Source organism: Winogradskyella sp., assembly GCF_013213975.1.
Classification (GTDB): Bacteria; Bacteroidota; Bacteroidia; order Flavobacteriales; family Flavobacteriaceae; genus Winogradskyella.
Map to the genome: position 1 here is coordinate 1 of NZ_JABSST010000015.1, position 17,644 is coordinate 17,644.

14 protein-coding genes are annotated in these 17,644 nt (G+C 34.9%); 6 read left to right on the forward strand and 8 right to left on the reverse strand.

From position 1 onward, the window contains the following. Together HRU49_RS03255 and HRU49_RS03260 are read left to right on the forward strand one after the other, a co-directional pair. A partial coding sequence (locus tag HRU49_RS03255) for a M28 family peptidase (RefSeq protein ID WP_363146212.1) occupies window positions 1-902 on the forward strand: 902 nt, incomplete at its 5' end. An 8-nt stretch (window positions 903-910) separates the two neighbouring features. Next, window positions 911-2,683 (forward strand): DNA mismatch repair protein MutS, encoded by a 1,773-nt coding sequence (locus HRU49_RS03260; RefSeq protein ID WP_296354118.1) that lies wholly within the window; start codon window positions 911-913, stop codon window positions 2,681-2,683. Between the two features lie 53 nt (window positions 2,684-2,736). On the opposite strand, the gene rpmA is transcribed toward HRU49_RS03260, so the two are convergent. Continuing rightward, the gene (gene rpmA / locus HRU49_RS03265; protein WP_076618949.1) at window positions 2,737-2,997 is read right to left on the reverse strand and encodes a 50S ribosomal protein L27; all 261 of its coding nucleotides are present in this window, start codon (window positions 2,995-2,997) and stop codon (window positions 2,737-2,739) included. Between the two features lie 15 nt (window positions 2,998-3,012). Next, window positions 3,013-3,612, reverse strand: coding sequence for a 50S ribosomal protein L21 (rplU, locus tag HRU49_RS03270; protein ID WP_296354123.1), 600 nt, complete (start codon window positions 3,610-3,612; stop codon window positions 3,013-3,015). Window positions 3,613-3,910: 298 nt separating this feature from the next. On the opposite strand from rplU, the gene HRU49_RS03275 reads away from it, so the two are divergent. Continuing rightward, window positions 3,911-5,242, forward strand: a complete 1,332-nt coding sequence (locus HRU49_RS03275; protein ID WP_296354125.1) for a pitrilysin family protein — start codon at window positions 3,911-3,913, stop codon at window positions 5,240-5,242. Beyond that, window positions 5,232-7,310: a pitrilysin family protein gene (locus tag HRU49_RS03280; protein ID WP_296354127.1), complete on the forward strand. Its 2,079-nt coding sequence runs from the start codon at window positions 5,232-5,234 to the stop codon at window positions 7,308-7,310. Before HRU49_RS03275 ends, HRU49_RS03280 begins: the two co-directional genes overlap by 11 nt. A 49-nt stretch (window positions 7,311-7,359) precedes the next feature. On the opposite strand, the gene HRU49_RS03285 is transcribed toward HRU49_RS03280, so the two are convergent. Further along, window positions 7,360-8,238, reverse strand: coding sequence for an EamA family transporter (locus HRU49_RS03285; RefSeq protein ID WP_296354184.1), 879 nt, complete (start codon window positions 8,236-8,238; stop codon window positions 7,360-7,362). Window positions 8,239-8,334: 96 nt separating this feature from the next. On the opposite strand from HRU49_RS03285, the gene HRU49_RS03290 reads away from it, so the two are divergent. Continuing rightward, window positions 8,335-8,718, forward strand: coding sequence for a cation transporter (locus tag HRU49_RS03290; protein ID WP_296354129.1), 384 nt, complete (start codon window positions 8,335-8,337; stop codon window positions 8,716-8,718). Between the two features lie 53 nt (window positions 8,719-8,771). On the opposite strand, the gene HRU49_RS03295 is transcribed toward HRU49_RS03290, so the two are convergent. From HRU49_RS03295 to HRU49_RS03305, 3 genes are all read right to left on the reverse strand, one after another. After that, window positions 8,772-9,131 carry a hypothetical protein gene (locus HRU49_RS03295; protein WP_296354131.1) on the reverse strand — a complete coding sequence of 120 codons (360 nt, stop codon included), beginning with the start codon at window positions 9,129-9,131 and terminating at the stop codon, window positions 8,772-8,774. Between the two features lie 73 nt (window positions 9,132-9,204). Then, complete coding sequence (locus tag HRU49_RS03300; protein WP_296354133.1) at window positions 9,205-10,623, reverse strand: DUF5689 domain-containing protein; 1,419 nt, start codon at window positions 10,621-10,623, stop codon at window positions 9,205-9,207. A 34-nt stretch (window positions 10,624-10,657) separates the two neighbouring features. Next, window positions 10,658-13,543, reverse strand: coding sequence for a carboxypeptidase regulatory-like domain-containing protein (locus HRU49_RS03305; RefSeq protein WP_296354135.1), 2,886 nt, complete (start codon window positions 13,541-13,543; stop codon window positions 10,658-10,660). Between the two features lie 138 nt (window positions 13,544-13,681). Between HRU49_RS03305 and HRU49_RS03310 the strand changes: the two genes are divergently transcribed. Beyond that, window positions 13,682-14,737 carry an endonuclease/exonuclease/phosphatase family protein gene (locus HRU49_RS03310; protein WP_296354137.1) on the forward strand — a complete coding sequence of 352 codons (1,056 nt, stop codon included), beginning with the start codon at window positions 13,682-13,684 and terminating at the stop codon, window positions 14,735-14,737. A gap of 70 nt (window positions 14,738-14,807) precedes the next feature. Here the strand turns inward: HRU49_RS03310 and HRU49_RS03315 are convergent, their stop codons facing one another. After that, window positions 14,808-15,239: a hypothetical protein gene (locus HRU49_RS03315; RefSeq protein ID WP_296354186.1), complete on the reverse strand. Its 432-nt coding sequence runs from the start codon at window positions 15,237-15,239 to the stop codon at window positions 14,808-14,810. Window positions 15,240-15,292: 53 nt separating this feature from the next. Further along, window positions 15,293-17,644, reverse strand: a complete 2,352-nt coding sequence (pbpC, locus tag HRU49_RS03320) for a penicillin-binding protein 1C (RefSeq protein ID WP_296354139.1) — start codon at window positions 17,642-17,644, stop codon at window positions 15,293-15,295.

A 17,644-nucleotide genomic window follows, 5' to 3' on the forward strand; every position in this document is an offset into this window, starting at 1 on the left:
ATAGAATCCTTTTATTCACTTTTGTTGCTGCCATCGGATGTGCGCAATCTAAAACCACCGGGTCATCTGAACCAGCAATGTTTGATGAAGATCAATTACTCGAACACGCAAGGGTTCTTAGTTCTGATAGTTTTGAAGGAAGAGCAACAGGGGAACGCGGCAACGATTCTGCAAGGGCATATATCATAACCCAGTTTAAAAAGCTAAAGGTTAATCCATTTAATGCTACTTATGAGCAAGTATTTTCTTTCGATAGAACAGGGGTTGCTTATGAAGCTAAAAATATCCTAGCTGAAATTCGTGGAACAAAATTCCCTGATACATACATTGTAATAAGTGCACATCAAGATCACTTGGGTATAAGAAACGGTAAGATTTATAATGGTGCTGATGATAATGCCTCTGGTGTATCTGCCTTATTTAGTATTGCAGAATACTTGATTGAGAACCCGCCAAATCATACGGTGATTTTTGCGTCGTTTGACGCCGAAGAATTAGGACTACAAGGATCGAAGTATTTTGTAGATAACATAGACAAAGAGAAGCTGCTTCTCAATATGAATATGGACATGATTAGCCGTAGTGCTAAGAATGAACTTTATGTTGTAGGAAGTCGATATCATAAATCACTGAAAAGGCATATAGAGGCTTTTAAAAATCCAACAGATTCTAAACTTTTAGTTGGACATGATGGTACTGACGGTAAACAGGATTGGACGCATTCCTCTGATCATGGCCCATTTTATAAAGCAGGCATTCCTTTTCTCTATTTTGGCAATGAGGATCATGAGGCTTACCACAGCCCAACAGATGATTTTAACGATATTACTCCTAAATTTTACATCAATGCCGTTCGTATAATTTTATCTATCTTCAACACCATAGATGTATCTGGCCTATAATGAACATAATGCAACAAACAATATCATTTTATAAAGCACAACATACGCATCACCAATCAACTTCTAAAGCTATTTTTAAGAAGATGGGATGGTATAGTGCATTAAGACTTCTAGTATTTGGTGTTACTATTTTTGGGATTTACCTGACCTTCTCTAACTGGAAACTCGCTTTTATTATTGGCATTTTTGGTAGTGGTACGTTTTTGTATTTATTGTCTCAGTATACAGACCTCAAACAAAGCAGAGCCTTACACAAACGTTTAGCAAAGCTCAATGAAGAAGAACTCGAAATCGCTACAGGTAATTTTCACCATAGATATGATGGTAGTCAATTTCATAATCCTAAGCATGCTTATAGTCTAGATATAGATTTATTTGGGAGAGGGTCCTTTTTTCAGTACATCAATAGAACTAGCATCCAAGAAGGTACGCAATCGCTGGTCTCAATTTTATTGGCCAATGATATATTAAATATAAAAACACGTCAAGAGGCCATTAAAGAATTGGCATCTATACCTAAGTGGAGGCAACATTATTCAGGTATTGCTAGAGGAGTAGAAGTTGAGCATTCTGCGAGATCAATTATTAAGTGGTTAAAAGCGTATCAGCCATTTTTAAAAACAAGATTGTATTGGTTAACTATTGTATTTAGTGTAGCTTCAGTGAGTCTCATTACTTTAGGAATCACTGAAATTATTCCAATAAAGTATGTAGGATATTGGTTAATCTTGGGCCTAATAATTACTGGTAAATTCTTAAAACAAATTAATAAAGTTGCTCAAATTACGGAAAAAGCTAAAGATACATTTAGACAATATGCCTTATTATTAAAACAGATAGAAGACACTAATTTTGAGTCAGATTTATTGCGGCAAAATCAAGAAAAAATAAAGTCTGAGAACCTAAAAGCATCTCAAATTTTCTCAAAGTTTTCAAAGGCATTAGATGCATTAGATAATAGAAATAACTTAATATCAGCCATCTTTGGAAATGGCTTTTTGCTTTGGGATCTTAGACAGACTTATCATATTGAGCAATGGATCATTACTTATGCAGATAAAGTTGAGGATTGGTTTGAGGTTGTTACTTTTTTTGATGCCTTCAATAGTTTGGGTAATTATGCATTTAACCACCAAAACTTCACTTATCCTCAAATTGTACATAATGGAAATACGCTCTCAGCTAAAGCCTTAGGACATCCACTGCTTAATCCGCAAAAACGAATAGATAGTGATTTAGACATTCAGAAACAGCAATTCTTTATAGTTACAGGTGCAAATATGGCTGGTAAGAGTACTTTTTTAAGAACTGTAGCTTTACATATTGTTATGGCTAATGTTGGGCTACCAATTTGTTCTAAGGAAAGTATTTACAATCCAATCAAGCTAATCACGAGCATGCGTACAACAGATTCCTTAACTGATGACAGTTCTTATTTCTTTAGTGAGCTCACACGTTTAAAGTTTGTGGTGGACACTATCGAAAAGGATAGCAACTATTTTGTGATATTAGACGAAATTTTAAAAGGAACCAATAGTACGGATAAAGCTATAGGTTCAAGAAAATTTGTAGAGAAACTTGTTCATCTCAATGCTACTGGCATTATCGCAACTCATGATCTAAGCCTCACGGAAATAGAGAAGCAACTCGATAAGGTTAAAAATTATTTCTTTGATGCTGAAATTAAAAATGACGAGCTCTTCTTTGACTATAAACTAAAAGAAGGAATTTGCCAAAATATGAACGCTAGCTTCTTATTAAAGAAAATGCATATTGTGTAAATAAAAAAACCCTCTCTAAATAGAAAGGGTTTAATTTTTTTAAGAAAGGTTTCTTAAGCTTCAAATGGTGCTATAGAAACATAAGATTTATTATCTTTCTTTTTCGTAAATTGTACGATACCATCAACTTTAGCATGTAAAGTGTGGTCTTTTCCTTGGTATACGTTTTCACCTGGGTGATGAGTATTACCTCTTTGTCTTACGATGATGTTCCCAGCAACAGCAGCTTGTCCACCAAAAATCTTAACACCTAAGCGTTTCGATTCTGATTCTCTACCGTTTTTAGAACTACCAACTCCTTTTTTATGAGCCATTGTTTTTGGTTTTTATTATTTACTTTTTAATGCTTTAAATCTATCGATGTTAGCAATTATTGCGTCATCTACTTCTTCATGAGTTAGGATTTTTTTCCCTAACTTTTCTTTAGTTTCAACACCTAATTCTGTTAATGCTTTTCTATTAGCTATAGATTGAGATAATCCATTTTTCTTCAAGTGATAGTTCAGCTCGTGATCCTCACCAAAGTTAACCGTAGCTCTATCAGAGTTCGGATTTGCACTAGATGTTTTAGGTTCAGCTTTTTTAGTTTCTTTCTTAGGTGCAGCTTGCTTTGCTCCAGAAGCAGTAATACCTTCAATTACAATTTCAGTTAAAGCTTGTCTGTGTCCATTTTTTACACGGTAACCTTTACGTCTTTTCTTCTTGAAAACAATTACCTTGTCACCCTTAAGGTGTTTTAAGACTTTTGCACTTACTTGTGCTCCGTCTATAGCTGGGGCGCCTAAAGTAATGTCTTTACCATTTCCTATTAAAAGAACGTTATCGAAAGAAACTTTCTTACCTTCTTCGGTAGATAAACGGTTAACAAAAACTTTCTGGTCTTTTTCAACTTTAAATTGATGCCCTGCTATCTCTACAATTGCGTACATAGCGTAACGTTTTTATTAGATTATTTATATCAAATTTTGCTTTTCTTAGAAAGCGGATGCAAATATACTTCTAAAATCGTAATATACAAACGTTTTGGGGCTTTTCGAGCGGCTATATTCTCTTCTTTTAAAATTTAATGCGGTTAAATCATTTTTAAAAAACTAGAATATAAAGTTTTCACATTTTGTTTAGTATTTCAAGGGAAAGGATTCCTTATTTTTGCTAGGCCTATTGTAACAATACGCCAATAGCTAAGACAAACACTAAAACAAATTAAATTTTTAAACACTATTAATAATGAAAAAAAGCTTATTTACTCTAGCTCTTTTGATGCTTGTTGGGTTTTATATCAATGCCCAACAAGTTGAATTTGAAGAGTTTGATTTAGACAATGGCTTGCATGTTATCCTACACCAAGATAATACAGCGCCAGTAGTAATTACATCTGTAATGTATGATGTAGGTGGTAAGGACTTAGGAGGAAAAGCAGAGACTGGTTTTAGAACAGGATTTGCTCACTTCTTTGAGCACCTATTATTCGAAGGATCTGAAAATATCGAGCGTGGTGAATTTATGAAGATTATTCCTGCTAATGGAGGTACTTTTAATGCCAATACATCGCAAGACAGAACCTATTACTATGAAATATTTCCTTCTAATAAGTTGGAGTTAGGCTTATGGTTAGAGTCGGAGCGTATGTTACACCCAGTTATTGACCAAGTAGGTGTAGATACACAAAACGAGGTTGTAAAGGAAGAAAAGCGTCAACGATACGATGCTCCTTATGGAAAACTTTTAGAAGTTATTGGCGAAAATTTATTTGAGGCGCATCCATACAAGTATCCAAATATTGGTTTTATGGAAGATCTTGACGCATCAACTTTAGAAGAATTTTATGCGTATTTTGACAAGTACTATTCTCCAAGTAATGCTGTATTAATTGTAGCCGGCGACATAGAGTCGGGCGAAACCAAAGAAATGGTTAAAAAATACTTTAACGCAGTTAAAAGAAGACCTGATTTTGTGCGAGATTTTCCTAAAGAAAAACCAATTACAGAAACTAAAAAAGTAACGGCTTATGATGCAAATATTCAAATCCCAGCAATAATTGCCGCTTACAAATTACCAGGGCAAGCAGAAAGAGATGCTTATGTATTAGATATGATTTCTACTTATCTGAGTGGTGGTAAAAGTTCAGTACTTTACAAAAAGATTATCGATGAGCAAAAACAAGCATTAACAGTACAGGCAGTTAATCTTGGTCAAGTAGATCACAATATTTTTGCATTGTTTGCCTTACCTCAGGGTGACGTATCGTTGGATACACTTTTGGAAGAAATGGACGAGGAGATTGCAAAAATGCAAACTGAATTAATTTCTGAGCGTGATTACCAAAAATTATTGAATCAATATGAAAATCAATTCGTGAACTCAAATTCGAGTGTGGCTGGTATCGCTAATTCATTAGCGAGATATTACATGTTATATGGTGATGTTAACCTAATTAATACACAATTAGATTTATATAGATCTATCACAAGAGAAGAAATAAGAGATGTGGCTAAGAAGTATTTAAGCCCAAATCAGAGAGTTGAAATTCAGTACTTACCTAAAAAAGATGAAGAATAAGATGAAGAATTTTAAAATAAAATTAGCTGTATTTATTGGTATTACGTTAATCACATTTAGTGCTAATGCCCAATTAGACAGGTCTAAAATGCCAGAACCAGGACCAGAACCAACTATTAATTTAGAAAAACCAACTGAATTTCAATTGAAGAATGGCATTAACGTAATGGTTGTTGAGAATAACAAACTTCCAAGAGTGTCTTACCAATTATCAATTGATAATAAACCTTACAGAGAAGGAGATAAAGCAGGAGTTGCAAGTATCTTATCTGCTATGTTAGGAAATGGAACAACTTCTATATCTAAGAATGAGTTTAATGATGAAGTAGACTTTTTAGGCGCTAACATTAGCTTTGGTTCAAGTGGCGGTTTTGGTAGTGGATTAGTTAAATATTCAGATCGAATAGTTGAATTAATGGCAGATGCCACTATAAATCCGTTACTGATAGAAGAGGAGTTCCAAAAGGAAAAGGATAAGTTATTAGAGAATCTAAAAACTGACGAAAAAAGCTTAGATGCTGTGTCTGGCCGTGTTGGTGGTGCGCTTTCTTATGGAAAAGATCATGTTTTTGGAGAATATGTAACCGAAGAAACTGTTAATAATGTCACTTTTCAGGATGTTTTGGATTTGTACAAAATTCGTTTTGCTCCAAACAATGCAGATATTGTTGTTGTAGGCGACATTGATGTAAAAACAGTTAAGAAGCAAATGAAAAAATATTTTGGAGTATGGGAAAAGGTTGATTTAGCTGACATGCCTGCACCAGAATTAACGGCGAATGCATCTGGCGCACAAATTAATTTTGTGGACATGCCAAATGCAACACAATCTGTTATAACAGTAACTAATAATGTAGATCTTAAGCAAAGTGACGAAGATTATTTTGCAGCTTTAATGGCAAATAACATCCTTGGTGGTGGTGGTGAGGGTTATTTATTTAAAAACCTTCGTGAAGATAAAGGTTACACTTATGGCGCTTATTCAAGATTAGGTGCGAGTAGATATGGTGTTTCGCGTTTTACTGCAAGTGCAAAAGTGCGTAATGCAGTGACAGATAGTGCAGTGGTAGAATTTTTAAAGGAGATTAAACGCATAAAGACTGAACCTGTAGAGGCATTAACCTTAAAGAATGCCAAAGCTAAATATGTAGGTAATTTTGTAATGGCTTTAGAAAGACCGCAGACAATTGCTAATTATGCGCTCAATATTAAACGTAACAAATTGCCAGAAGATTTTTATGCCAATTACCTTGATAACATAAATAAGGTATCTATTGAGGACGTTCAACGAGTTGCTAACAAATACTTTGATTTAGATAATGCCAGAGTTATTGTTGTTGGTAAAGGAAGTGACGTTTTAGATAATTTGGAGAAAGTAGGATTACCAATCAACTATTATGATGCTTATGCTAATGAGACGGATAAGCCAAATTACGACCTTGACGTACCAGAAGGTGTTGATGTAAGTACAGTGATCAATAAATATCTTGGAGCTGTTGGTGGAAAGTCTAAGATTGATGCTACAAAATCTATCTTAGTCTCTTATGAAGGATCGGCAATGGGAGCTACAATTGTTAGTGAAGAAAAACGTATTGACGGAAAAGCATCACAGAGTATTTCTATGAACGGAAACGTTATGATGGCCGTTGTTATGACGAAAGACAAAGTAACAATGAATAAGAACCCATTACCAGAAAATATGGCCAATGACATGCAAACATTATCTGGGTTATTTCCTGAATTAAATATTTTGAATTCTGAAAAAGCTAAATTTACTGGCGTAGAAGCTGTTGATGGTAAAGATGCTTATAAGATCGAAATCCCAGGAGAGGTGATCACGCTAACGTATTTCTACGATGTAGAATCTGGATTGAAAGTAAAAGAAATTCAAACGACGAACATGCAAGGTCAGACGCAGAGCCAAGAAACATTCTTGAAGGATTATCAGGAATTTGGAGGGTTAAAATTTCCTGGAGTTAGATCAGGAACACAAATGGGTCAGGTGATCGAATTCAAATTAAAAGAAGTTAAAATTGACGAAGGTGTGTCAGACGCTGATTTCGATTAATTTTAATTCCCATAATATTAAAAGAACCGAAGCATTTGCTTCGGTTTTTTTATGCTCTTTTTTTATGTGATAGATATACACCAACAAGAATTAGCAATGCTGCTAAGGCTTGTACTACACTAAAAGCTTCACCATCTAAAACTCCCCAAATCAAAGCGACTATAGGCATTATGTATGTTACGGAAGACGCAAAGACTGGTGTAGAAATCTGAACTAATTTATTAAAAATTACCTTAGCCATTGCAGTTCCAAAAACCGATAAGATTGTTACATACAACAAGGCATTAGGTAAATCTGGGTTATTTAGTCGCGAAGTCGTAAAGAAATCTGTGAATAAAAGAACAATTATAGCCGGTATTACTATAAACACATAGTTTCCCGCTGCAATTGCCAAAGGTTTAACATCTTGTAAGTAGCGCTTAATAATATTTACGTTTGTAGCATACATTAACGTTGATGCAATAACGAAACCAGCATATAAATAGTTTTGGTTAGGATTTAATTCAGAGCCTTTAAGAATGAGAATGGCAGTACCTATAAAACCAATGATGACTCCGAGAATCTGCCGTTTTGTTGATGCAATTTTAAATATTGCAAATCCTAATAATATGGTGTTTAAAGGTACTAAAGAGTTTAAAATTGAAGCTACAGCACTATCTATTTCGGTTTCTGCGATAGCAAAAAAGAAAGCAGGAATAAAGGACCCAAGTAACCCTGAAATAAATAGCCATTTCCATTTTGTTTTTGGAATCTGTTTGAGTTTAGGATATCCAACACCTAGAAGAATGACACCTGTTATTATGGTTCGAAGTGCTCCTAATTGGTAAGCAGTTAATCCAATGAGAGCCTTTTTAATTAGAATAAAAGAGCTTCCCCAAATTACAGATAAGATAAACAGATATACCCATTTAATATTAGGGTTTTTCATACTAAGGCTTTCTAAACGAATCACAAAATTCGTTAATTCTTGCGTAAGAAAGCGCAATAATTATTAGTTTTAGGCAAAATTTAATAGTTTAAATCAATGAACACATTTAAGAGTTTATGTATTGTTGCAGTTTTAGCTTTGAGTTTTATAGCCTGTAAAGATGAAGCAAAACCAGAAGTAAAAACAGTTGAGGTTGAGGTTAATGAAAAGGACGTTGCTCAAACATTAGAACCTAATGCTACATACGCAAAAGTAGAATTTGGAATTGATGGAATGACATGTGCTATGGGTTGTGCTAAGACCATTGAGAAAAAAATAGCCAAAATGGACGGGGTTAAATCTGCTAAGGTAGATTTTGATAAGCGCATCGCTAAAGTAGAGTATGATGAAGCCAAAGTAACTCCTATAATTTTAGAAAAAGCGGTAACCAGTGTCGCTGATGTTTATACAGTCAGAGACATGAAAAAGGTTCAAGACTAATTTCGCTTTATAAAATTTAAAAGTTGAAGTGCTGTCTTTATGACGGCATTTTTTTATTGCACTTGGAATAAAATAATAGCAATAGCCAAACATCCTATTGGTAATAGCCAGAGTAAAAACATAGAGTACTTTCCCCTAACTTTAGCCTTAAGGACATTTCTCTTTTTTCCGTTATAACGCAACCAGTTTTTAAAAACAATAAAGCAGCTTATTAAACTAAATAATAACCAGAATTTAGTCATGGACATAATTGGTATATTCATTTGATTTGCAAATGCTAAAAAGAATGCTGAACATGCTAGATATAACGACAGTTCAAAAAGATTAATATAAAATAAAGCAATCTTTAAACTGATCTTACCCAAACTTTGTTTGTAGTAGTTAAAAACAGCTATATAGAAATTATCTAGCATTTGGTTGAATTAAAAAAGCCATGCCTAAAAGAATAGACATGGCTCAAATTTATAACTTTTAAGTAACTATTGCTTAGTTACCCGTAACAATTACATTATCGACGTGGTATCTGGTTGTTGCACTTGGATCAGAGCCTTCATAGAAGAATCCAATTACAGCTGTACCATCAACACAAGAAATATTCACAGGACCTACAGTTTCAAAATTTCCGAAAGTACTTGCAGGGCCAACAGGAATTGTAACATCTAAAATAGACCAAGTTGCTGTTGTTGGGTCACCAGCGTAATCTGTAGAAATCCAAACTGATAAGTTAGTACCATTATCAAAATTTGCTTGGATATCAAATGATAGTTCTTCACCAGTTGTCATGTCCATATCAATTTCTGGTGTGACTAACCAAACATCTGCCTCATCATTATCTGAGTTAAATGCCGAAATTCTTGAGTAGAAGTTTCCACTGAAACTACTGATAAACCAATCCGTATCAGTACCACTAATGTTTATGTTATCCCAACCTTCAGAATTGTAAGTGCCAAATCCTTCAAAGTCTTCTTCATAGATTGCACTACCTCCTCCAGAAGGACTTGTACACTCTAAGAAATCTGGATCACAACGCTCTGGGTTATCAAAATTGATGTCTTCAGGGGAATTCACAACAACATTATAAACCTCTCCAAAGAAGTCTTTGGTTAAAATTGCATTCATACTCCCTCTTCCTGCTGGTAAGGTCAAGGCTTTAAAATCTGAAAAAGTACTTGTACTGAAAATTACAGCGGCAGCAGCAGAACAGCTTTCTAAAGTACGTTCGCCATCAAACTCATCTGATGGCTCAGCAGCATAAGTTTGTGCATTATCACCAACGATATTTCTGTTAAACTGTACATCTGGTAATTGGATGAATAAGTTAGTCTTATCATCTGAAAATTCAGAGAAATCTAGTGGCATTGGCACTAAGGTTTGAACTGTTGCAGATCTGAGAATGATATCACTTTCTGCAGCAGAAGGAATTTTATCTACCTCATTTCCATTTAATGCTCCAAGCGTTAATACACCATTAGTGATACCAACTGATAAACCATTAAGTTTTACGTAGACCTTTCGACCTGGTTCGTAACGAACAAATAATGGGTTAACATCAATTAATAATTTAATGCCTATTGTTGGATTTTCGAAATTGTCTTGAATGATAATTTCTTCAAAGAAATTTCCACCTTCATCAGATGATACAACAAATCCTTCCATGTATATAGGAGCTTCACTGAATGTATACGAATACGTTGTTTCTTCATCAGTATAGTCTAACGATGTATTATCCTGTGCTTGTGCTAATTCACCAGCAAGTGCACTAATCTGTACCTTAGCATTTTCAGGAATATTAGGTTCAACAACAGATGTGTCAGGTGTGTTAAATTCATCATCTTGCACACAAGCTGTAAATACTACTAAGCTTAGGAGTAGTATTATGATTTTGTTAATTTGTAAAGTCTTCATTTTTTGTAATTTATTTTGTTCTGACATAGCTTTTTTAGAATCTTACGTAAACATTAAGGTAATACGTTGTACCATTTCCATAGAAATATCTTGGACCAAAAACAGGACCATTAGCTCTAGACTGGTCTTCTTGCATGCGTCTGAAGTTAGCTAAACGCGATTGCTCAAAACCACCTGTTTTATACTGTTTATTAAAAACATTATTGATGGTCGCAAAGAAACCAACGAAGTAATCTTTGATTTTCCAAGATTTACCACCTATTATATTTACTAACATATAGTCGTCAAATTGTTCTTGCCTTAATAAATCTCTTGCAACATCAGCATCATAGTCGTTAAACGTGTTACCATCAAAATCCGAAGTAAAATTAGCAGATCTTGCTAGGTTACTTACGTCTACATAAGCGTTAGAGAAAAAGTTTGACGTTATTCCAATATTCCAGAAGTCAGGATCTCTATATTCGAAACCAATTTGGTAAGCACGTTCTGGTCCACCAGCAACATGGTAACCGTCTAATTGTGTTGTTCCATCACCAAATCTCACTTCTGTTCCTATATCACTTCTATTTTGGAAATCTACACTGGTTAAATATAAATTTGGATTATTTTGGAAGGTATACTGCCCTATAGAAGCAGCCCCTTTTAATTTGATGGTTGGGGTTATCTGAGCTTCAATACCTAATTCTACACCAACATGTCTGCGTTCTATGTTCGTTAGGATTTCTTGCACAAATGCATCACCCGTATCAACACCTAGACCAGCTAAGTCTTCTGTAAAATAGAATCCTATATCTGAACCATCTCGGAAACCAGAATAAAAACCTGTAACTCTAGCTTTCACTTTTGGTGATCTAAAAATGTAACTGACATCTACAGATTGTACTTTTTCACTCTCTAATCCAATAGTCGTAGCGTTAGATTGTCTAGCATTACTAAATGCGTTTCTAATAGCAGGTGCTTTTGTAAAATAGCTTCCATTTACATCAATCAAATGTTTACCTGTTACCTTATAAGTAAATCCACCTTTTACACCATAGTTAGAGAAACTTAATTCTTCACTATTACCAAATGACCCATCTCTTCCATCACCTTGGAAGAATCCATTTTCGTAAAGACCATTTCTTTGATACGTGGTTTGTGATAAACTAACACCAGCGTAAAAATCAACTTTGTTGTATTTAAATTGTGCTTGTGCAAATCCACTTATTACATCAGCATTAATCTCATAATTGTACTTGTACCGATCACCTTCAACTGCAATTCTGTTAGGGTTTCTTACATCAGACTGTGCAAGGTTTGCAGCAACTTCATCACTAATAGTAGAGTTTGCATCTTCCTCCGCAAAGAAATCAACGTCTAAATACCCAGTGCCACCAAGTAAATCTTCAACTCTTGCGAAGTTTTCACTTTTTAAGCTTCGGTAATTAATAGCGGCATTTAATCTAATATTATCTGCTAATTCAGCATCTAAGATAGAATTGAACGTTAATTGCTGGTCTTTTACAACATCTGCTTGGAGAACATATAAAGAGTTCCCTCCTTGCGCTCTTAATGTGGCATTACCTTCGTAAAGTGCGTTCCAATCCCATTGACCATCATTGATAAAATCTTGCTCTGCTAGGTAAGCCTGCTGATAATCAAAAGCTGTTGGGTTAGCATCTTGTAAAAAGAAGCTAGGTAGGTTTTGATAATACATTGGGTCTGGGTTACGTGCACCACCTAAATAAGCATTCTCACCATTTATAGTTACTAATCGTGTACCTCCATTATCGATTCTTGTATTGGCAATTTCACCAAACTGATAAGCGACGTTAGTGTTAAGCTTCACTTTTGAATTAATATTCCAATAGTGATTTAACATTAATATTGGCTCATTCGTTTCACGAATTCTAGAGTTACGGATATCTCCATTTAAAGTTCCCCAAAATGGATTGTATTGTCTTCCTTTAAGATTAAATACTTCTTCAGTTATAGCTGTAGATCGACCACGTCTGTTTTGTGCGTAGATTCCAGTAAAGTTAAGGCTATGTTGATCGTTAATTTGTTTTTCAACCGCTACAAAAAGTGAATTGGCATCGTATAACGTTCCTTCAATATACCCTTCGTTTCCAAAACGTCTAGAGCCTAAAACAGAATAAGACCAGCCACCTTCTAATAATCCAGAGCTGTAGCTTCCCATAACTCTGCCAGTATAACTTCTATTAGCAGAGGCATAAGAAACGCGTCCTCCACGTCTATATTTAGAGGCGCGCATTACAATGTTATTTGTACCAGCTAAGTCTCCAAAGTTGTAGTCATTTGCAGACATTCCCATTGAAAATTCTTGGTTACGCTGCACATCGTTTAAGCCTCCCCAATTTGCCCATTGTGGTCTACCATTAAACTGTTTGTTCATTTCAACACCATTGACAAGTACTTTTCCATTGGCGTTATCTAAACCTCTTGGTCTAAAGAATGTTGCACTAAAATCAAACGCGGCAGCACTAAGAAATACATCTCTGGAAGCTTGTAAAAGACCAGAAATGTTATCGGTTAAACCGTCATCTTCACTGTTTAGGTTGGCATCTGAGATTGAAATAACAAATAAATCTTTCTTGTCGCTTGTGTCAAAATCTAGCGTCATTCCGCTGATATCAACAGTTTGCCCTTCATTGACAATAATTGGATAGCGTTTTGTAGTATATCCAATCTTTTCAATTTTCAGGACTTGTTCTCCTAATGGCACATTTTGAGTAAAACTAAACTCACCCTTACCGTCTGTTTTTTTGGTTTGTCCAGTTTCTTCAATGGTAATAGTTACATCAGGAATTGGTTCTCCTGTGGTTCCATCCAAAACGCTTCCTTTAACAACAGTTTGTTGTGCAAAACTTGTTAGAGAAAAAGCTATTCCAAATAGAAAGAGTAAAAAACTTTTTTTCATACCTATTTTAAAAATTGATTGTTACAGTAGATTAAATTAAAGTTATTTAAGGGGGTGCAAAGGTACATCATTTATAATAATTACATACTTTTGGCAAGCAATTTGCTTAGAATATAACAATTAGATAATATATCAATCATGAAAATACTAAAATCCCTTCTTTTGACCCTTGCAATGATTTGTATTTCAAGTGTTTGGTCACAAGAAAAACGTTTTAAAATTCATACTGTAGCATTCTACAATTTAGAGAATCTATTTGACACCATCAATGATCCTTTAAAATATGATGAGGCAAGTCCAATCATGGAGATGAAGGCTAATCGTTCTGAGGTCTACCAGAAAAAGATCAAAAATATGGCTCGAGTTATTGCTAATATTGGAACTGATATGGCAAAAAACTCCCCAGCTGTCATTGGTGTTTGTGAAATAGAGAATAGAGATGTTCTTGAAGATTTAATTAACGATCCACTGTTGTTAGGTAAAGACTATGGTATCATACATTATGATGGACCAGACCGCCGAAGCATTGACGTTGCCTTATTATACCAAAAAGCGCTCTTTAAACCCATAGATTCAAGCTCACATGAATTATTAATTTACGACGATGTTACTAGAAAGCGTGTATACACAAGAGATCAGTTGTTGGTGAGTGGAGAACTTGATGGGGACCTTATTCATATTCTTGTTAATCATTGGCCTTCAAGAAGTGGTGGTGAAGCTAGGAGTCGGTCTAAACGAGTAGGAGCTGCAAAGCTTAATAAACGACTCATAGATTCTTTACAATCCATAGATCCTTATGCAAAGATTTTTACAATTGGCGATTTAAATGATGATCCAACAAATGAAAGTGTAAAGAAGGTGTTGAAAGCTAAAAAAGATAAGAAGAAAGTACCTTTTAAAGGTATCTATAATCCTTATGAAAAAATGTTTACTGAAAAAGGCTGGGGAACGACTGCTTACAGAGATGCTTTGAGTTTATTTGATCAAATAATGATGACAAAGCCTTTGTTAAATGAAGATTATTCTTCCTTTAGATTTTGGAAAGCTGGAATCTATAATCCGTCATATATGTTCAACAAGCGTGGGCGTTATGAAGGTTATCCCTTCAGAAGTTTTGCTGATGGAGGTTTTACGGGCGGCTTTAGTGATCACTTTCCAGTGTATGTTTATCTCATAAAGGAAGTCAAAGAATAGGAAGAGGCTACAGAAGACCAAGAAAATAGATTAAAAAGAAAAGCGCAAACTAAAGTTTGCGCTTTTCTTTTTAACTAAACCAAAGATTCCAAGGAATCATATATAAAACTAAAGCCAATGCTATGGTATAAAAGGTAGCAAGGACTTTAAATTTAGGTTTAGAGACGAGTTTCTTTTTATGTTTAGAATATCCTATTGTTACGAGAGCCACAGCAATAATCATAGTTGTAGGATGTTCTACCGCTAATTTTCGAATAGCTCCATTCTTCATAACTTCTCCAACACCCATCTCATCAAAATAGCCTTTAGAGAACCATAAAATTATACCTAATAGTAATTGAATATGCATGGTAATAAGAGCAAATAACGAAATCCGGAAATCTTTAGCATCAAATTCCTTGTCGCCAAAAAACTTAATCAGTGCATTGAGTGTGGCGAGCACTAAAACGACGAGGACCAGATAAGCCCATTTAGAATGTAAAAATTGTAAGGTATCCATAATACTATTGCTGTTTATTAGAACAAAAATAAAGATTTAGGGATTAAGAATCTCTCTTAATTAACAATTGTAATTTTGTGTTGTAATTCGTTGCCTAAATTATCAACTACTGTAAGGATATGTTCCCCTTCTTTAGGTATTATGGCAAAATCATGAATATCTTTTGTGCTTCCAACATAGGTATCGTCGATGTACCAAAACAATACAGACTCTGGTGCAGAGTGCGCTACTTTAAGGACCAGTTCATTAGTTGTTCCATCAAAATCTTTGGGTAAGAAAATGGTGTTTTGCTGATTTGGATATATAAATTCCATAGTAATCCTAGATTCTTGGGTGCAGTCGGATCGGTAAGGCGGGAGATCCTTATAGTAAGGGTCTCTATTTTTATAATAATACGCCTGTAAAGGAGGTAAAGAAAACCAAGCCGTTGAAGTTATACTTCTGAGATCAGAACATGACGAATTTACTTGATAGTTATTAGTTGCATCTAGATGCACCAACTTATGAAACGGGCAAGGTGGGGTTTTTTGCCCACTGGTTTGGATAAACCTTAATTCAACATCATCACATATAGTAGAAGCTCGGTATCCACTTTTTTTACAAATTCCAACTTCTAGCATTTCGTCATAAGGTTTACTGAACCATTCACTTTTAGGCAATAGCTTAAAAATATCGAACAGAATAGGAGCTGCTGTCTCCACACCGACTAAACCAGGTCGTCCTTCGCCATCGGCATTACCGACCCAAATACCAACCACATAATCCGTAGTAGCTCCAATGGCCCAAGCATCTCTATATCCAAAACTTGTCCCTGTTTTCCAAGCAATGTCTTGAGCGGAATCATAAAGGTCCCAACTTTCATCAGATTCTGGCCTATTTACTTGTTTCATACTGTCGAAGGTTAGAAATATGGATGCTGCATCATATATTGTTTTTTCGTTCTTAAGAATTCCAAAATCAACATTTTGATTGAAAAGAAATGAGGGTTCAACAAATTCATTCGTAAAATACTGGCTTGAATTATCATTAAAATGGTTGAGCGTGCCAGCCATGGCAGCATAACTCTTAGATAAATCCCAAAGGTTACTTTCGGCTCCACCCAAAATTAAAGATAATCCGTAATGATTAGCATCATATTTAAGATCTTTAAGTTGAAGTTGATCCAAATAGTGGTAAAACCGATCCAAGCCAAAGTTCTGTAGCATTCTTACAGCGGGCACATTTAAGGATCTTGATAAGGCTTCATTTGCTGGCACAGCACCATCATAGGTTTTATTAAAATTTTCAGGCTGATAACTTCCAAATTGCGTCGGAACATCTGGAATTAAGGTATGAGATAATAAATCACCCGAATCTAACATTGCTGCATAAAGAAATGGTTTTAAGATACTTCCTGTACTTCTTGGCTTATCAATAATATCTACACTTTTTTGATGTGTTTTGTCAGTAGGAGAATTACCAATATAAGTTAGGACTTGTCTTGTTTTTACGTCTAAAACTAAAACAGAAAGATTATAGATTTCATTTTGTTTTAATTGGTTGTAATGTTGTGTTACAATGCGATTAGCCTGTTCTTGCAAGTTGGTCTGAATTGTTGTTTTTATGCGCTTTCCTTTGTGAGATTTAGCAATCTTTTGAAGTAAATGAGGTGCTATCTGTGGTAAGGAATATGGTTTTTGAGGCAAGCTTTCTGCCACTGATAACTTGTAAGTGAGCTCATCTATTATTCGATTGTCATACAGTTTTTTTAACAAACGATTACGCTTATCTAATAATCGCTTTTGATTTTTACCAGGATAGATCAAACTCGGAGCATTGGGTAATACAGCAAGTGTTGCGCTTTCTGCCCATGATAGATTTGATGCACTGCGATTAAAATAGCGCCAAGCAGCAGCATCAAGACCCACAATATTACCGCCAAATGGAGCATGACTAGTATAGAGTTTTAATATTTCATCTTTGGAAAGTCTTAATTCTAAACGAGTAGCTAAAATGAGTTCTTTAAGTTTCTCTGTGTAGGTTCTGGCTTTTCCTTGTCGTGACAGTCTAATTACCTGTTGTGTGATGGTACTTCCTCCACGTTTCACAGATCCAGAGCTTATATTTTCCTGAAGTGCCTTAAAAATTGAAATGGGATTAAACCCTGGATGCTTGTAAAAGTATTCGTCTTCAAATGCAAGAATACAGGTTTTGAATTTTTCAGGTATGTGTTCTGTCTCAGGAAATCTCCACTGACCATCATCAGCTATAATTGCGCCTAATAGTTCATCGTTATTACCAGTTATTACTGTAGCTTGTGGGTCGGTAAATAAATTTTTAGGCAGTGAGAAATAATAGAGCACTAATAGAACAATAATCACTATTGATTTTATCCTATTTTCTCTTATATATCTGATTGACCTATACAT